16 protein-coding genes are annotated in these 15,393 nt (G+C 61.0%); 7 read left to right on the plus strand and 9 right to left on the minus strand.

The features are described from left to right. The first annotated feature begins 20 nt into the window (after positions 1 to 20). Complete coding sequence (locus AC1RN6_RS03790) at positions 21 to 731, plus strand: SDR family oxidoreductase (protein WP_493003135.1); 711 nt, start codon at positions 21 to 23, stop codon at positions 729 to 731. Continuing rightward, on the plus strand, positions 731 to 1,855 hold the full coding sequence (locus AC1RN6_RS03795) for an alkene reductase (RefSeq protein WP_493003136.1): 1,125 nt from the start codon (positions 731 to 733) through the stop codon (positions 1,853 to 1,855). Before AC1RN6_RS03790 ends, AC1RN6_RS03795 begins: the two co-directional genes overlap by 1 nt. Here AC1RN6_RS03795 and AC1RN6_RS03800 read toward each other — a convergent pair. Together AC1RN6_RS03800 and AC1RN6_RS03805 are read right to left on the minus strand one after the other, a co-directional pair. Then, complete coding sequence (locus AC1RN6_RS03800) at positions 1,852 to 2,757, minus strand: LysR family transcriptional regulator (protein ID WP_493003137.1); 906 nt, start codon at positions 2,755 to 2,757, stop codon at positions 1,852 to 1,854. The genes AC1RN6_RS03795 and AC1RN6_RS03800 overlap by 4 nt on opposite strands. 107 nt (positions 2,758 to 2,864) lie before the next feature. Beyond that, positions 2,865 to 4,121, minus strand: a complete 1,257-nt coding sequence (locus AC1RN6_RS03805; RefSeq protein WP_493003139.1) for an MFS transporter — start codon at positions 4,119 to 4,121, stop codon at positions 2,865 to 2,867. Positions 4,122 to 4,229: 108 nt separating this feature from the next. On the opposite strand from AC1RN6_RS03805, the gene AC1RN6_RS03810 reads away from it, so the two are divergent. Continuing rightward, positions 4,230 to 5,204, plus strand: a complete 975-nt coding sequence (locus AC1RN6_RS03810; protein ID WP_493003141.1) for a GlxA family transcriptional regulator — start codon at positions 4,230 to 4,232, stop codon at positions 5,202 to 5,204. A gap of 431 nt (positions 5,205 to 5,635) precedes the next feature. On the opposite strand, the gene AC1RN6_RS03815 is transcribed toward AC1RN6_RS03810, so the two are convergent. Continuing rightward, complete coding sequence (locus AC1RN6_RS03815; protein ID WP_493003142.1) at positions 5,636 to 6,769, minus strand: metallophosphoesterase; 1,134 nt, start codon at positions 6,767 to 6,769, stop codon at positions 5,636 to 5,638. Between the two features lie 266 nt (positions 6,770 to 7,035). Here AC1RN6_RS03815 and AC1RN6_RS03820 point away from each other — a divergent pair, with 266 nt between their 5' ends. Next, positions 7,036 to 8,028: an SDR family oxidoreductase gene (locus AC1RN6_RS03820; protein ID WP_493003143.1), complete on the plus strand. Its 993-nt coding sequence runs from the start codon at positions 7,036 to 7,038 to the stop codon at positions 8,026 to 8,028. On the opposite strand, the gene AC1RN6_RS03825 is transcribed toward AC1RN6_RS03820, so the two are convergent. From AC1RN6_RS03825 to AC1RN6_RS03840, 4 genes are read right to left on the minus strand one after another with little or no spacing between them, the layout of a single operon-like run. Further along, positions 8,016 to 8,852, minus strand: a complete 837-nt coding sequence (locus AC1RN6_RS03825) for an amidohydrolase family protein (protein WP_493003145.1) — start codon at positions 8,850 to 8,852, stop codon at positions 8,016 to 8,018. The genes AC1RN6_RS03820 and AC1RN6_RS03825 overlap by 13 nt on opposite strands. 24 nt (positions 8,853 to 8,876) lie before the next feature. After that, a complete protein-coding gene (locus AC1RN6_RS03830; RefSeq protein WP_493003147.1) occupies positions 8,877 to 9,869 on the minus strand; it encodes an NAD(P)-dependent oxidoreductase in 993 nt (330 codons plus the stop codon). Between the two features lie 50 nt (positions 9,870 to 9,919). After that, on the minus strand, positions 9,920 to 10,546 hold the full coding sequence (locus AC1RN6_RS03835) for an OmpA family protein (protein ID WP_493003149.1): 627 nt from the start codon (positions 10,544 to 10,546) through the stop codon (positions 9,920 to 9,922). Continuing rightward, the gene (locus tag AC1RN6_RS03840) at positions 10,539 to 11,096 is read right to left on the minus strand and encodes a FecR family protein (RefSeq protein WP_493003150.1); all 558 of its coding nucleotides are present in this window, start codon (positions 11,094 to 11,096) and stop codon (positions 10,539 to 10,541) included. Before AC1RN6_RS03840 ends, AC1RN6_RS03835 begins: the two co-directional genes overlap by 8 nt. 342 nt (positions 11,097 to 11,438) lie before the next feature. Here AC1RN6_RS03840 and AC1RN6_RS03845 point away from each other — a divergent pair, with 342 nt between their 5' ends. Next, positions 11,439 to 11,963, plus strand: a complete 525-nt coding sequence (locus tag AC1RN6_RS03845) for a hypothetical protein (protein WP_493003152.1) — start codon at positions 11,439 to 11,441, stop codon at positions 11,961 to 11,963. Positions 11,964 to 12,054: 91 nt separating this feature from the next. Here AC1RN6_RS03845 and ppk2 read toward each other — a convergent pair whose 3' ends face one another. Both ppk2 and AC1RN6_RS03855 read right to left on the minus strand, forming a co-directional pair. Beyond that, entirely contained in the window at positions 12,055 to 12,963 is a 909-nt protein-coding gene (gene ppk2, locus AC1RN6_RS03850) for a polyphosphate kinase 2 (RefSeq protein ID WP_493003153.1), read from the minus strand. 121 nt (positions 12,964 to 13,084) lie between these two features. Beyond that, on the minus strand, positions 13,085 to 13,342 hold the full coding sequence (locus AC1RN6_RS03855; protein ID WP_493003155.1) for an oxidoreductase-like domain-containing protein: 258 nt from the start codon (positions 13,340 to 13,342) through the stop codon (positions 13,085 to 13,087). Positions 13,343 to 13,567: 225 nt separating this feature from the next. Between AC1RN6_RS03855 and AC1RN6_RS03860 the strand changes: the two genes are divergently transcribed. After that, the gene (locus tag AC1RN6_RS03860; RefSeq protein ID WP_493003157.1) at positions 13,568 to 15,145 is read left to right on the plus strand and encodes a sensor domain-containing diguanylate cyclase; all 1,578 of its coding nucleotides are present in this window, start codon (positions 13,568 to 13,570) and stop codon (positions 15,143 to 15,145) included. A gap of 8 nt (positions 15,146 to 15,153) precedes the next feature. Further along, positions 15,154 to 15,384 (plus strand): DUF3820 family protein, encoded by a 231-nt coding sequence (locus tag AC1RN6_RS03865; protein WP_493003159.1) that lies wholly within the window; start codon positions 15,154 to 15,156, stop codon positions 15,382 to 15,384. The last annotated feature ends 9 nt before the right edge of the window (positions 15,385 to 15,393 follow it).

Raw genomic sequence — 15,393 nt, forward strand, 5'->3', positions numbered from 1 at the left:
TCATCTACTGAAAGACTACTATGTCCGACTCTTCACTGAACAAGCAGCAAGTCGTCGTCATCGGCGGTACTTCCGGCATCGGCCGCGAAGTCGCCAAAGAAGCGGCACAACGCGGCGCCTTCGTCACCGTCATCGGCCGTTCGGCGAAAGCCGGCGACAATCTGCCCGGTATTGCCGCGATCGCCGCGGACGTCACCGACAACGCCGCCCTCGTACAAGCCTTCGCCGCCATCGGCAAGATCGATCATCTGGTGCTGACCGCCGGCGCCCGCGTCGGCTCGCCCAAGCTGACCGATCTCAAGCGCGATGAACTGGAACTGGCTTTCAACGTCAAGCTGTTCGGTTCGCTGTTTGCGATCCAGGCGGCGCTGCCCTACCTGATGCCCAAGGCCTCGGTGACGCTGACCTCCGGCCTGCTGTCGCGCAAGTTCGGCCCCGGCGGTTTGCTCAAGAGCACGCTGAACGCGGCGGTGGAAGCAACCGCAAAAACCCTCGCGAAGGAACTGGCGCCGCGCCGCGTGAACGTCGTCAGCCCGGGCGTCATTGATACGGAGTTGTGGGGCGAAGCCGGCGCAGAATCGCGCGTGGCGGCGATGGCCCGCATCGGTCAGAGTCTGCCGGTGGGCCGCGTCGGCACGCCGCAGGATGTAGCGCAGGCATACATGCTTGCCATGGAAAACGGCTTCGTCAGCGGCGCCGTGATTGATATCGAAGGCGGAGGATTACTGTAATGACCAACACCACACCATTGAAAGACTCGACCCTGTTTTCACCATTGCAACTGGGTGAGTCCCATCTGTCGAACCGTATCGTGATGGCGCCGATGACACGCGCCCGCACCACGCAGCCGGGCAATATCCCTAACCGTATGATGGCCGAGTACTACGCCCAGCGCGCAGCGGCGGGCCTGATTGTGAGCGAGGCGACGCAGATCTCTGCGCAAGGCCAGGGCTACTCCTTCACGCCGGGCATTCATACGCCAGAGCAAATCGCCGGCTGGAAGCTGGTCACCGATGCCGTGCATGCCAAGGGCGGACACATCTTCGTGCAGCTGTGGCACGTCGGCCGTGTGTCGCATACGGTATTCCACAACGGCGCTGCGCCGGTGGCGCCGTCGGCGATCCAGCCGCGCGGCACGCAAGTGTGGATCGTGGGCGACGATGGCGTCGGCCGCATGATCGATACCTCGATGCCGCGTGAACTGACGGTGGCGGAAATCGGCGACATCGTAGAAGACTTCCGGCAAGCCGCTGCCAATGCGATGAAAGCCGGTTTTGACGGCATCGAATTCCATGGCGGCAATGGCTACCTGATCGACCAGTTCCTGCGCACGGTATCCAACCATCGCACCGATCAATACGGCGGCAGCGTCGACAACCGCGTACGCTTTTTGCGCGAAGCGGTGACGGCAGTGATCAAGGAAATCGGCGCTGAACGCGTCGGTGTGCGACTCGCTCCTTACATCACCTTCAAGGACATGGCCGATCCGGAAATCGTCGACACCATCCTCTACGCTGCCGGTGAACTGGAAAAGCTCAAGGTCGCCTACATCCATCTGTCGGAAGCCGACTGGGACGACGCGCCGACGATTCCCGAAGACTTCCGCCACAAGCTGCGCGCCGCCTACTCGGGACGCATCGTGGTCGCCGGACGCTATGACAAGGAACGCGCAGGCAAGATATTGGCCGATGGACTGGCCGACCTGGTGGCTTTCGGCCGGCCTTTCGTCGCCAATCCGGATTTGCCGAGACGCCTGCAGGAGAATCTGGCGCTGGCCGATCTCGATGGCGCGACCTTGTTCGGCGGCGATCAGCGCGGCTATAGCGACTACAGCGACTATTCGCCGATCGCTTAGAACGCGATGCCCAGCTCTTCGAGTCCCGCGGACTGGGCAGCGAAACGCTCCTGCAGGAAATCCAGCAGCAGCTTGACGCGCGGCGGCTGGTGCTTGTTGCGGTGATACAGCGCATGCAGCGGCACCGGCGCCGACAGCTTGTCGGGCAGCACGATGCGCAAGCGTGCTGCGCGTACGTCATCGACGATGTCGAGCGCGGACTTATAGGCGTAACCGCGTCCCTGTACCGCCCACTTGCGCAGGATCTCGCCGTCGTTGGTCTCGTGGTAGTGATCGAGCTGGATGGATTCGACACGCTTGCCGCTCTGGAACTGCCAGACGTTCATCGGCCCGGCCGAGGTCGTCAGCACCAATGCCGGCCGTTGCGCCAGTTGCGGCAACTCCGTCAAGGGATCAAAACGGTCATCGCAAGCCGGCGCCACGCAAATCACGCGGCGATTCGGCGCCAACGTCCGCGCAACCATGCTGCTGTCGGCCAGCTTGCCGTAACGGATGGCGACGTCGACGTCATCAAGCACCAGATTGGCATGCGAGTCGGTCAGCGATAGTACGAAACGCACGTCCGGATATTGCTGCGAGAAATCCAACAGATAGTCCTGCAGCAGATTGCGCCCCAGATCCGACGGCGCCGAGATACGCACCGTGCCTTGCACCAGCTGCTTGCCGGCCTGCAGTTGATGTTCCGCTTCGGTGATGGCGTCGATGGCTTGCTGGCAGTAGTACTGATATAGCCGCCCTTCTTCCGTCAGCCTCAACTGGCGCGTAGTGCGCTCAAATAGCTTGACGCCGAGCGACTGCTCCAGCCTTTGCATGGCTGCGCTTGAAGCTGCCGGCGACAGACCGGCCTTGCGCCCGGCGGCGGAAAAGCTGCCGGCGGAAGCCGCGCTCAGAAACAGTCGCATGTCGCTCAGACGATCCATGGCAAGAAGGAGAAGTGGCTCAAGTGGACGATTATTACATCAACTCGCATCGGCCCGCATCAATCTGCTTCTTTCTGCGTTCATCGGCATCACCGCGCCGGCCTCAGGAAAATCGGCCACGCGATCAACGCGCCAACCGCACCGGCAAGCCACACCGCCGCCCACGATTGCCAGGCCAGCAAAACCGGTATGGCCTGTGCAGTCAGGAAGAACACCAGGAACACGCAGGTGTTGCCCAGCCCCAGCGCCGTGCCGACCTGATGCGCACCGGCCAGGGTCGCCAGTTCGGTATACGCCACGCCATGCCAGGCCGATGCACAAACTCCTCCGGCAATAAGCATCAGCACGACGAGTGCCAATATCCATTGCGGCCAGTCATGCGGAGCAAGCGCCGCCAGCATGCCCAGTCCGATGAACAAAATCACGCTGAGCGCGCTGCAGGTACGCAGATAACTGCGGCGATTGCCGTGACGGTCGGTCCAACGTCCGCTCCAGACCCGCATCACCGCCGCACCGATCTGGATCGCCGCCATGGTCGCACTGATCAGCGTCAACCCGGCGTGGCCGACGTCATGTAAAAAGATCGTCGCAAACGTCAGCACCGACACCTGTGGAAAACATAAAATCCCGATCGCCATCGCCACGCGCCACACCTTGATGTCGCGCAAGGCGCTGCGCGTCTGTGCCAGAGCATGCGTTCCCGTCCCGGCTGCAACAGCAGGCGGCTCATGCAGCCACACCCACGCCATGGCGGCGCTCAGCAAACAGAACAGCGCCAGCAATCCATACACCGCAGCAAAGCCGTGCGCTGATGCCAGCGCCGGCAATACCACGGCGCCGATACCGCCCCCGACCGGCACCGCAGTCTGGCGGATGCTCATGGCCAAGCCGCGTTCACCTTCGCGAAACCAGCCCATCACCGCGCGTCCGCTGGAGCCGTTGACGCTGCCGCCGAGCAAGCCGACCGTCAGCAAACCCAGCGCCAGTTGCCACATCGGCGGTATGCCATCGATGCCGGGCGCGGCGAACAAAGCCATCGCCGCCAGCGCCAGCGCCGTGGTGATGAGTCCGCACAGCAAGACCTTGCGGTCGCCCCAGCGGTCAGTCAGCACGCCCCACGGCAATTCGCTCACCGCCACGCCGAGACCGAGCGACCCCAGCGCCAGACCGAGCTGCGTGTTGTCGAGCCGATAATCGGCACGCATGAAAATGGCTGTGACGGGAATGCCGGCGAAGGCGGCGGAAAAGCTGGCGTTGGCCAGCACGCCGATGCCGAGAATTTTCCAGCGATGGCTGTCCTTGCGGGCGGCAAGTCCGTCGGCCGTAACTCGCGCTGCTGTGTTCATGATGCGACTCCGTGGTGATTTGACACCCAGAGTGTGCCGTGCCACCATGCGTCCAAAATGACATAAAAACCTCGTTTTTGGACAATCATCCTTTTTGGACAAACTGCCATGCGCAAGATCGGTTTTTTACTCTTCCTCGATTGCAGCCTGCTCGACTTCACCGGGCCGCTGACCGCCTTCGACGTCGCCAACCGGCTCAGCGAAGAACGCTCCGGCGCTTCCCGCCCCTATCAGTTGCGCGTGATGTCGGAACAAGGCGGCATGCTGGAGAGCGCCTCGGGCACGGCGGTCGTCACCCATCCGCTGGACCGCAGCGCCTTCGACACCCTGATCATCGCCGGCGGCGCCGGACCGCGTGAAGGCGTTCTCTCGGCAAGCTTGCTGGACTACACTCGCCACGCCGCAGGCCAGGCCCGCCGCGTCGCCAGCGTCTGCACCGGCGCCTTCGTCCTCGCCGCCGCCGGCCTGCTCGACGGCAAGCGCGCCACGACACACTGGCGCATGGCGACACGCCTGCAACGCATGCACCCTGCGGTGCAAGTCGACAGCGACAAGATCTTCATCAAAGACGGCAACGTCTGGACCTCGGCCGGCATCTCCGCCGGCATCGACCTGGCGCTGGCCTTGATCGAAGAAGACCTGGGCGTAGAACTGGCGCGCGCCGTCGCCCGCGAACTGGTGGTGTATCACCGTCGTCCGGGCGGCCAGTCGCAATTTTCCAACCTGCTGGAAATGGATCCGCCATCAGGCCGCATCCGCGAAACCCTGAGCTATGCGCGCAACCACCTGCACGAATCATTGAGTGCAGATCGTCTGGCGGAAATCGCCTGCCTGAGCCGCCGCCAGTTCGACCGCGCTTTCAGCGCGGAGACCGGGCAGACGCCAGCCAAGGCGATTGAAAAGCTGCGTGCAGAAGCGGCGCGTCCGCGTGTGGAAGCCGGAGAAGAATCACTGGAAAACATCGCCCGTGCCGTCGGTTTCGACGACCCGGAACGCATGCGCCGCGCGTTTCTGCGCGTATTCGGTTATCCGCCGCAGGCGATCAGGCGGGCGCAGCGAAAGCAGGAGGCTTTGTATCTTTGAGGTGGAAGGTGAAGCGGAGGTATTTACGACGCTGGGACGACGGAGTTAAAAAATAGAGGCGATATCTGTAGCATCTCCGGTACCTGAAACACGATGCTGAAGGCAAGCCCTCCGGCAAAGCGAAGCGAGCCGGTTCGGCAGTTGCGCTTGGAGCCAGCCAGTGATGCGATGCGAAAAATGGAAAATGAAGGGAAAAATGTCTGAGTGAAGCGAGTTGTTTTCCCTTCCCATTTTTTGCTTCGCAGCGCCGGGTGTCCCGAAGGGGTTGGATCCCGTTGTGTTGGAGCAGTGCTCCAACCCTTCTTTTGCTCACTTTTCTTGGCGGAGCAAGAAAAGTGAGCGGCTGCCGGGCCGCCCCCGGGCAAAGGCTAATCGAAGAAAAAACAGAATCAGCTACATCACGAAGTCAGTCGGAACAACTAACAAACCCATCAAGCCTGCACCAACCTCAACCTCGTAATCTCCGAAGGCGCCAACAACCTCTTAGGCGGCCCCCAATATCCCGTCCCACGGCTGGTGTACACCCACAAATCCTTCAAGCGATTCAAGCCCGCCACATAAGGCTGCTGCAACGGCACAAAGAAATTCCACGGAAAAAACTGCCCGCCATGGGTATGCCCCGACAACTGCAAATCAAACCCCGCATCCGCCGCCGCAGCAGCGGACCGCGGCTGATGCGCCAATAAAACTTTGGTCGCACTGACCGGCGCATTGCGAATCGCCGCATGCGGATCGCTGCGATGTTTCTCGTCGAAATGATGCGCAGTGAAATCGGTCACGCCCGCCAGCACCAGCGGCGCGCCATGATGCTGCAGCACCACGTGCTCGTTCATCAGCACGGTCAGGCCGAGACGCCGCACCTCTTCGATCCAGGCATGCGCATTGGAGTAATACTCATGATTGCCCGTGACGAAGTAAGCACCGTGACGCGCACGCAACTGCTCCAGCGGCGCCGTGTGTTCGGACAACTGCTGCACGCTGCCGTCAACCAGATCGCCGGTGATGGCGATCATGTCGGCCTTCAGCGAGTTGACCTTGTCGACGATGGCGCGCAGATAGCGGCGCTTGATGGTGGGACCGACGTGAATGTCGCTGATCTGCACGATGGTGAAACCTTCCAGCGCGGGCGACAGCCCTTTGATCGGTACATCGATGTCGACCACGGCGGCCAGACGGCGGGCGTTGATATAGCCCACTACCGTCAACAACAGCGCGCAGCCGATGACGGCCCAGGCGGTGCTTCCGGCTACCTCAGGTGTCAACGCACCGATCAGCGACAACACCAGCAAACCGATTTCGCGCACGATGGTCAGCAGCAGCAAGGACGAGAACAGTCCCATGACCAGCATGCCGATCCAGGCCAGGCGATCCGACAAGGGCTGTTGTTTGATTCCGCGCGACAACAAGCCGGCCGGTATCAGCAGATAGGACAGCACCAGCAGCAAGGCGCCGGTCGCCTGCCAGGCAGCGTCAATGCCAAGCGCAGGCAGGATGCGCCAGCCTATCCATGCGTGCAAGGCGCCCAGTACGGAAAGCACGAAAACAATGGTAAAGCGTGACGGCATGGGACCTCGCGAAGGATAAGAAGGATGGTGTTGCCGTGCATGTTGGTATGCATACACGCATTTCAATGGCTGGTTTGCAATCGGGTGCAAAGGCGCTGCCGGTTGTCCTGCAATGATGCATTTCTGACAGCAGAACAATCAAATCGCCTGCCAGCGTAACAGGCGTAGGCATCGGAAAGTGCATGCAGAAAAATATATTTGTGCACCACAATATTCCGCCATCTCAAACGTCTGCATCTGCATGTCTGCCAAACCAGGGAGAAGCCATGCACTACTTTCACACTGCACCTGCCGTACCCACGGCGCCCACGGCGCCCACGACGCCATTGCGCCGCGTCGTCATCGCGGGAGCCAACGGCCCCACCGCCCGTCTGTTGACGCTGTTGCTGCGTGATGCCGACGTGCATGTCACTGCGCTGGTGCGGCATCCCGTGCGGCTGGTCGCCGATGAAGTTGTCGCCGACTGGATGCGCAACGAACGCAGCTTTGAAGTCATCGCCGAAGCCGATGCCGTGATCCTGCTGACCGGCGTCTTCGCCGCCGACAACTGGGATGCTTACCGAAGCGGCATGGTCGATACCGCCGAACGCATTGCTGCGGCAGTAGGCCGGAGCGACACGCGCGTCATCTATTTTTCGCACCTGGGCGCCGACGTTGCCGAAAGCAACTGGTATCTGAAAGCCAAGGGTTTCGCCGAGCAGGCACTCAAGCGTCTGAGCAATGCCGTGATTTTCCGCCACGGACCGGTGGTGCGCGGCAGCCCGCAACCATTACCGTTTGAGTTGTCGCTGCAACAGCGCGCTCCCGGTGCGTCGGTGGTCCTGTACGGCAGCGGCGAACAGCGTTGCCGGCCGATCAATCTGGGCGACATCGCCACCATCGCAGAAGCTGCCGCACTCGGCGCGGGCAGCGCAGGCACCTATGAATTGGGCGGTCCGGATGAACATACGCTTGCGGAACTGGTGCAGTTGGTCAATGGCAGACAGGTGCCGGTCGAGACGATCGCAGTTGCGCAAGCAGGCGCCGGCGCCGAATTGCCGGCCACAGTGATCGACCTGATCGCCAGAACGCAAGTGCCGCGCGACGTGGAAGCGACAGCGGCCCATTTCGGCGTGCAGCTCACGCCCTTATCGCTGGCGTGGCCGCTGGACGATCTCTATGAGGTCGACGGTGTGGAAGAGATGGAAAAAGAGATGAAAACCATGAACCTGCTCACAAGCGAAAAGATCACCTTGTCGCATTACGCTCAGAATCCGTAAAGCGCGGCCGGGTTGTCGACCAGGATGCGTTTGCGTACTTCTGCTGACGGCGCCCACGACGGCAACAGATCGAGCAGGTCGCGATTGGATGGTTGCGGATTGCGGCCCGGGTGCGGCCAATTGCTGGCCCACAGGCAGCGTTCGGAATACGCGTTGACGAAGGTCTTTGCCAACACACTGACGTCGTCATAGGACGGCGCGCCGGTTTGCGAAGTCTCGTACGGCGCCGATAACTTGACCCAGCAGCGTCCTGTGTCGAGCAGGCGCAACAGGCTTTGCATGCCCGGATGATCGGGCTTGACCGGTGTGAGGAATTTGCCGTTGTGGTCGATCACGACACGGCATGGCAAGGACTTCAGCAAAGCTTCGTATTGCTCAAAATCGCGGCCGTCGATCTGCAGATTGATGTTCCAGCCCAGCGGCGCGATCCTGGCGGCGACAGGTTCCAGCATGTCCCAACGCATCACGCCGCCGCCATTGGCAATCATCATGAAACGCACGCCGCGTACGCCGGCCGAATCCATCTGCATCAACTCGCTCTCCGTGATATCGGGCGCAATCGCAACGATGCCGCGCGCACTGCCGTCGGCCTGCGCCAGCGCGTCGAGCGTGCAGCGATTGTCGAAACCGTAACCGGTCGGTTGCACCACGACCGCACGCGTCAGGCCCAATGCCTGCTGTTCGCGGCGATAGTCGGACCACAAGGCCTGCGGTGGTTTGGACAAGGCCGTCGGCGCCAACTCAAAGCGCGTGTAATCGTAGATGTGGATGTGGCAATCGCAGGCCCCGGCGGGCATGCCGGTTGCCTGGGCAGATGCAGTCATGATCGTCTCCGTCGATTTTATTTTTTACGCAATAAACCGCGCCAGCCGCGTCGCCTGATCGGCATTGACCGCGCCTTCCGGCAAGCGCCCGGCGACGATGGCAGCGACCTGATTCACGGTATCCATGGCCTGATGTTCAGCCGCCTGCGGCGTCAATCCGCCGATGTGCGGCGTGGCGATCACGCGTGGATGGCGGGCCAGCAGCGGCGACGGCATCTGGTCCGGCGCCATGCCGACGTCGATGGCGCAGGCGGCAATGACGCCGTGATCCAGAGCGTGCAGCAAGGCGGCTTCATCGACCAGTTCGCCACGCGAAGCGTTGATGAAAAAGGCGGATGCCTGCATCTTCGCAAAGGCGGCGGCATTGAACATGTGCGCGGTCTCGGCGTTGGCGGGCGCGAGGCAGACGACGTAGTCGGATTGCGCGAGCAGCTCGCCGAACCCGACGGCGACATGCGCAGGATCGGTGATCCGCGCATAGGGATCCGCTACCAATACCTTCATGCCGAGCGCCTGGGCGATGCGGCACAGATACTGGCCGATGGTGCCGTAACCGGCCACGCCCAGTGTGGCGCCGCGCAACTCGCGTCCCATCCTGACGGCAGGCACGATGCCGTTGCGGTAGGCCATGGCGGCGTCGCTGATGTTGCGGCTGAGGTCGAACATCGCTGCAAGAACCCATTCCGCCACGGAAGCGGCGAAACCCGGCGTGGCGTGCGTCACGAGCACGCCGTTGCGACTGGCGGCAACAACATCCACGGTACGAATGTCGACCGCGCCGCGGCAATAGGCGACGAGCTGCGGCAGCTTGTCGAACACGTCGGCGGTGGCGGCGGGAATGCGCGGTGCGACGATGATGTCGCACCCGGCGGCTTCGCGCACCAGATCGGAGGGAGTCAGCGGAGTTTCAGTCTGATTGAGCCACACCTCGCCCAGTGCCTGCAAGCGCGTCAAGGCGCGCTCGCCGTAATAGTTGAGGCGCGTTTGCGGCGAATATGCCAGATAGATGGTGGCCATGTCTCTGAATGTGATGACGCTTTTTTTAAGATGCATTCGCTGACGCTCTTTTAGCGCAGCTTGATTTCCACGTAGCGGTTGGCAGGCTCCGGCACACCCTTCTTCGCCGGTACCCGCGGCTCACGCGATCCTTTGCCGATCACTTCGATGCTGATCAGGTTGACTTTAGCACGGATCAATTCACGCTCGACCAACCGCGCGCGACGCACCGACAGCGTGTCGTTGAAGGTGTCGTTGCCGATATTGTCGGCGTGGCCGATGACGATGAATTCACCGGCGGGAAATTGCTTGAACTCGTCAATCGCCTGATCGAGGAATTTGCGCGACGCCGGTGTGAGACGATCACGCCCGAGTTCAAACAGCAGGACGTAGGTGCGCGGCCGCAGCGGCAGGTTGTCCATCACCGGCGCATAGCGCGCCTGCACCTGGGCTTCGTTCAGGGTCAGCGTCTTGCCGGCCTTGCCGCCGTCGGTTTCCACCGAAGCATACGGCGTGGTCAGCGGCGTTTCGCCGCTGGTGGTCTTGACCACGATGCTGCTGGAAGAGCCGTCCGGTTGCGGCAACAGAACGAAACGCTCCTTCGGTCCGGCACAACCGGTGAGCAGGACGAAGCCGGCAAGGCAGCTCCACAATGCAAGGCGCTTGGCCAGGCGTACGCCGCCGCTGTGCTTATTCACTGGCCACATCCACGATGAAATCGGTGCCGCGTATGCCGATGGTGGCGGTCGGCGTCATGACTTGCTGACGCTCCGGCGCGTGCTTGCCGATCAGGCCGGTGACGTAGCGCAAGGTGCCTTTGACGACGCGCACGGCGACATTGCCTTCGCCGGAACTTTCATTGAAATTGTATTGTTCGAGTACAAAGGTGCTCTTGGGACCGAGCGACACCAGCGTGTCGTCGCGCAGAGTAATGCCGACGGCGGCGCCATCGGCGGTCACCACGCGATCACCGGAAAACACACGGTCGCCGACATGGGCAAGAATGGGGGTAGAGCCCGCCGATGGAGAACCAGCTTGAGATGAAGTCGCCTGAGGTGATTGTGCAGCGGCTGCCTGAGCCGGTTTCTGCGCCCCGCCCTGGCGCAGCACCTGCACGTCGCCGCGGACCACCTTGATGATGCCGGCCTGGACGTAGTCCTGCACCTCGGCGTGTGCGAGCGGACTTGCGCAAGCCAGCGCGACGGCCAATCTCCATGACCGATGAAACGAAACGGTTCCCTGCCCCATGATGCCTGCCTTTTTATTGTTGCTCTCGGGTTGAACGGCGTGTGATGTATGACGCAAGGCGGCCCTCCCCGGCTGCCTTTGCTGCCGGACATTATAGCCGTAATATTTCCGTATAACATGATTGTCTTTCACCAACATCCGCCATGGGAGAGGCTTTGCGGCGCATGGAAAGAGAATTCCGCATGAAATCAGGGCAAATTTCCCGGCCGCCCTGTCAATCTCCGCCCGAGAAGAGGATAATGGAGGGTCAAACTGATTTATCAGGCTGGCCGCCACGGATTGCTGATTCCCTCCTCCGATCCCCCTCGCGCGCGGTCGCCATCATTACTGGAAGTACATATTTTGACTACGACAAGAAGCAAACGCTGGAACGGCAATATCGAATCCCTGAAGGCCGACTACCTCAACGGTGTCATCACCCAGATGGATACTTACGGCGAACGCGTGCAGTTTGCGCTGGTGACCTCGGGCAACGGTCCGCGCTACCAGCTCACCAACAGCGCCGGCAAGAAGATGGCCTTCGACGGCAACCATCACCTGCATCATCCGGAAGACGGCGAATTCGCACCAGGCAACGCTACCGGCGTGTTCACCCTGGAGCAGATCAAGCTGGCCAAGGTCGGCGGGCTCAAGCCGGCGCGTACGCTTAGCACCGGCACCGTCAAACGCGCCAGCACCACGCGCGCACCGAGCGCCGCAACCCGCGCCAAGGATCTGGTCGACAGCGAGAAGTATGAATACTTCAAAGCCAACCGCTCCACGCTGCCGGACACCATCGGCGAGCACTCTGCCGAAATCACCACCATGATGCGTGCCGGCATGTCGGCCGAACAGGCATTCGGCGAAGTGCTGAAAAAGTATTTCTGAGCGATCCTGCGATCCTCTGGACAATAAAAAACGGGAGCCGAAGCTCCCGTTTTTTATTGTCCGCGTTTCTCTGCGGGCGTTCGATCCGGCATCAATACACTTCCGGCACCACGATTTCGCTCGACACTTCGCGGCGGAAGTAGTCGTCATGACGCACGCGTTCCGGCAACGATATCGGCGAGTGTTCGACTTCGCCGTACGGCATCTGGCCCAGCAAGTGATGGATACAGTTCAGACGGGCCTTTTTCTTGTCAACGGCCTGCACCACCCACCATGGCGCTTCGGGAATGTGGGTGCGCTCCAGCATGATTTCCTTGGCCTTGGTGTAATCCTCCCAGCGGCGGCGCGACTCCAGGTCCATCGGACTGAGCTTCCATTGCTTCAACGGATCGTGAATGCGGCTCAGAAAGCGCATGTGCTGCTCTTCGTCCGTGATCGAGAACCAGTATTTGATCAGCTGGATGCCGGAGCGCGCCAGCATGCGTTCGAATTCCGGCGCGGAGCGGAAGAATTCTTCGTACTGGTCATCCGTGCAAAAACCCATGACGCGCTCAACGCCGGCACGGTTGTACCAGCTGCGGTCGAACAGCACGATCTCGCCTGCGGCAGGCAGATGCGAGACATAGCGCTGGAAATACCATTGGGTGCGTTCACGGTCATTCGGCGCCGGCAAGGCGGCGACGCGGCATACGCGCGGGTTGAGGCGCTGGGTGATGCGCTTGATGACACCGCCCTTGCCTGCCGCATCGCGGCCTTCAAACAGGATCACAACCTTGTGGCCGGTGGCGACTACCCAGTCCTGCAGCTTGACAAGTTCTGCCTGCAGGCGGAACAGTTCGCGGAAATACAGGCGGCGATCGGCCTTGTCCTGCTCGCTGCGAGCGTCAACGCCTTCAGCCAGTTCTTCGATGGTGCGATCCTCGATTTCCAGTTCCAGCTCTTCGTCATAGCTGTCCGCCAGTTCGCGGTGGATGCGGCGTACCAGTTCTTCGTCGTTCATTTTTTCTCCATCTGGGCCTGAACCGGTCTGGAAGACCGGCGCCCGGTTTGTCGGTCAGGGTACCGTCAGAACATACACGAAGAATATGACCCTCAAATGACAGGCGCGGGCCGCCGGAACGTCAAGATTTCCGGCTGCGTTTCGGAGATTCGGCCGCGGCCATGTCGCGGCGCGCCTGCCACGCCTCAAGGGCTACGCGGTAACGCTCCAGCGCATCCTGATAAATATCAAAAATGCAGGGATCGCAGCCGCTCTGACAGCAGTCTTCGAGCTGAGGCTCTATCGGCGGCGCCGGCGGCGGGTCGTTGTCGATCAATGCGGACATGAAGAAGGAAAAAAGAGCAGAGAAGCGTTCGATTATAAGGTCGCCGGAGGGCATTTCCACAGATCAATACATCGGCCACCAAACCGCGCCCAAGCGAAAAGGATGCGCTCTTGTCGCAAGCTTGCCATCGTAATGTGGATAATTTGCCCAAAGAGAACAAACTACCGCGAATTTGATACATATTTCTAGTAGCATGGATGACGCAGACGCCTGCCATTCCTGCTGCGTACGAAGAGACCGCACGCACGGGCGAAGCCGATAATAAATATGATGCCCGTTATGACCGTAATACGACGACTAAAAAAACTGAAGTCCGGAAGCTCGGGAGATACATCCCCGATTGTTTTCAGGGCCAAGATTTTTTTCTTCCTCGTCTGCCTGTCGCTGCTATCCGTCGATGGCTGGCAAGCATGGAAAAATCGTACCGAACAGCTGCGCGATACCGAAACCACCATGGTCAACATGGCCCGTGCGCTGGCGCAGCACGGCGACGATACGCTCAAGGCCGCCGACCTGATCCTCAGCGGCGTGATCGAGCTGATGGCGGCAGAAGGTCTCACCGACAGGATGAAACCGCGCCTGCACGAGTTGCTGAAGTCACGCGTCGCCGAGTTGCCGCAACTGGCGGGCCTGTTCGTCCTCAATGCAGACGGCTATGCGGTGGTCGACTCCAACGAAGTCCTGTTCAGCAACAACGTGAACGACCGCAATTACTTCCAGTACCATCGCGACCATGCCAGCCTGGGGCCGTACGTCGGGCCTTTGGTCAAGAATCCGGCCGGCGCCTGGCGTCTGACGGTATCGCGCCGCGTCAACAATCCTGACGGCAGCTTCGGCGGCGTGGTCCTGGCGGCGATCGACATCGATTACTTCCGCAACTTCTACAACACCTTCAACATCGGCGAAAGCGGCCTGATCATCCTCGGCCTCAACAACGGCACGCTGCTGGTGCGCCGTCCCTTCTTCGACAAGTACGTCGGCACCGACCTGCGCAAGGTGCCGATCTTCCGCGACTACGTTACCAGGAATCACGACGGCACGCACACCGCCCCCTCCACAGTGGACGGCAAGGACAAGATCAACGCCTACCGGCACTTCAACCAGTTCCCGATGTTCGTGGCCATCGCCTTGTCCAAGGATGAAGTGCTCGACGGCTGGATTGACGATACCCTGCGCCATACGGCGGCGATCCTGATCCTCATCCTGATCCTGGCGGTGCTGGGAAACTGGCTGCTCAGGCAGATCAAGCTGCGCCTCGAAACTGAAGCCCAGCTCGTCATTGCACGCGACAATCTCGATCAGTTGAACAAGCATCTGCAGAATCTGGCGCTGGAAGACGGTCTGACCGGCCTGGCGAACCGGCGCCATTTCGACATCGCGCTCAGCGAAGAATTTTCCCGCGCATTGCGCAACCGGGAAACGCTTGGCCTGCTCATGATCGACGTCGACTGGTTCAAGCAGTACAACGACATTTACGGACACCGCGCCGGCGACGCATGTCTGTGCCGCATTGCCGATACGATCAAGGCGGTACCGCAACGCACCGGCGACATGGCCGCGCGCTACGGCGGCGAAGAAATGGTCGTGCTGTTGCCGCAGACAACACTGGAGTCGGCCGCCATCATTGCCGAACGTTTGCGCGCCGACATCGCCGCACTCGATATCCACCATGCCGCCAGCCCATTGACCATCGTCACCATCAGCGTGGGCGTCGCCGTCATTCGTCCAAGCTTGCAGTCGGATGCGCCGGAACAGCTGGTGGAAGAAGCCGACCGCGCTCTCTACATCGCCAAGGCCAAAGGCCGCAATGGCGTCGCGCGCCATGACGAAATCAAGACCGACACCACCCTTTCCTGAACGGCGCCATGAATCAAGAACATCTGCTGAAACTGGTCAGCATGGAAATGCCCTATGGGAAATACAAAGGCCGCCTGCTGGCGGACCTGCCGGGACATTATCTGGGATGGTTTGCGCGTGAAGGATTTCCGCGCGGAGAGTTGGGCAGCCTGCTGGCGCTGATGTACGAACTGGACCACAATGCGCTGCGCCAGTTGCTCGATCCGCTGCGCAAGGATCAGCAAAACCTGAGACGCTGATCGTAGCCG

The organism is Herbaspirillum sp. GW822-FHT03A08, from assembly GCF_058801885.1.

Excerpts from the sequence above, each read along its gene's own strand:
- AC1RN6_RS03795 (WP_493003136.1), top strand. The coding sequence starts at position 731 with ATGACCAACACCACACCATTGAAAGACTCGACCCTGTTTTCACCATTG.
- AC1RN6_RS03790 (WP_493003135.1), top strand. The coding sequence starts at position 21 with ATGTCCGACTCTTCACTGAACAAGCAGCAAGTCGTCGTCATCGGCGGT.
- AC1RN6_RS03805 (WP_493003139.1), bottom strand. The coding sequence starts at position 4,121 with ATGAACACAGCAGCGCGAGTTACGGCCGACGGACTTGCCGCCCGCAAG.
- AC1RN6_RS03865 (WP_493003159.1), top strand. The coding sequence starts at position 15,154 with ATGAATCAAGAACATCTGCTGAAACTGGTCAGCATGGAAATGCCCTAT.
- AC1RN6_RS03825 (WP_493003145.1), bottom strand. The coding sequence starts at position 8,852 with ATGACTGCATCTGCCCAGGCAACCGGCATGCCCGCCGGGGCCTGCGAT.
- AC1RN6_RS03840 (WP_493003150.1), bottom strand. The coding sequence starts at position 11,096 with ATGGGGCAGGGAACCGTTTCGTTTCATCGGTCATGGAGATTGGCCGTC.
- AC1RN6_RS03815 (WP_493003142.1), bottom strand. The coding sequence starts at position 6,769 with ATGCCGTCACGCTTTACCATTGTTTTCGTGCTTTCCGTACTGGGCGCC.
- AC1RN6_RS03830 (WP_493003147.1), bottom strand. The coding sequence starts at position 9,869 with ATGGCCACCATCTATCTGGCATATTCGCCGCAAACGCGCCTCAACTAT.
- AC1RN6_RS03860 (WP_493003157.1), top strand. The coding sequence starts at position 13,568 with ATGACCGTAATACGACGACTAAAAAAACTGAAGTCCGGAAGCTCGGGA.
- AC1RN6_RS03810 (WP_493003141.1), top strand. The coding sequence starts at position 4,230 with ATGCGCAAGATCGGTTTTTTACTCTTCCTCGATTGCAGCCTGCTCGAC.
- AC1RN6_RS03800 (WP_493003137.1), bottom strand. The coding sequence starts at position 2,757 with ATGCGACTGTTTCTGAGCGCGGCTTCCGCCGGCAGCTTTTCCGCCGCC.
- ppk2 (WP_493003153.1), bottom strand. The coding sequence starts at position 12,963 with ATGAACGACGAAGAACTGGTACGCCGCATCCACCGCGAACTGGCGGAC.
- AC1RN6_RS03855 (WP_493003155.1), bottom strand. The coding sequence starts at position 13,342 with ATGCCCTCCGGCGACCTTATAATCGAACGCTTCTCTGCTCTTTTTTCC.
- AC1RN6_RS03820 (WP_493003143.1), top strand. The coding sequence starts at position 7,036 with ATGCACTACTTTCACACTGCACCTGCCGTACCCACGGCGCCCACGGCG.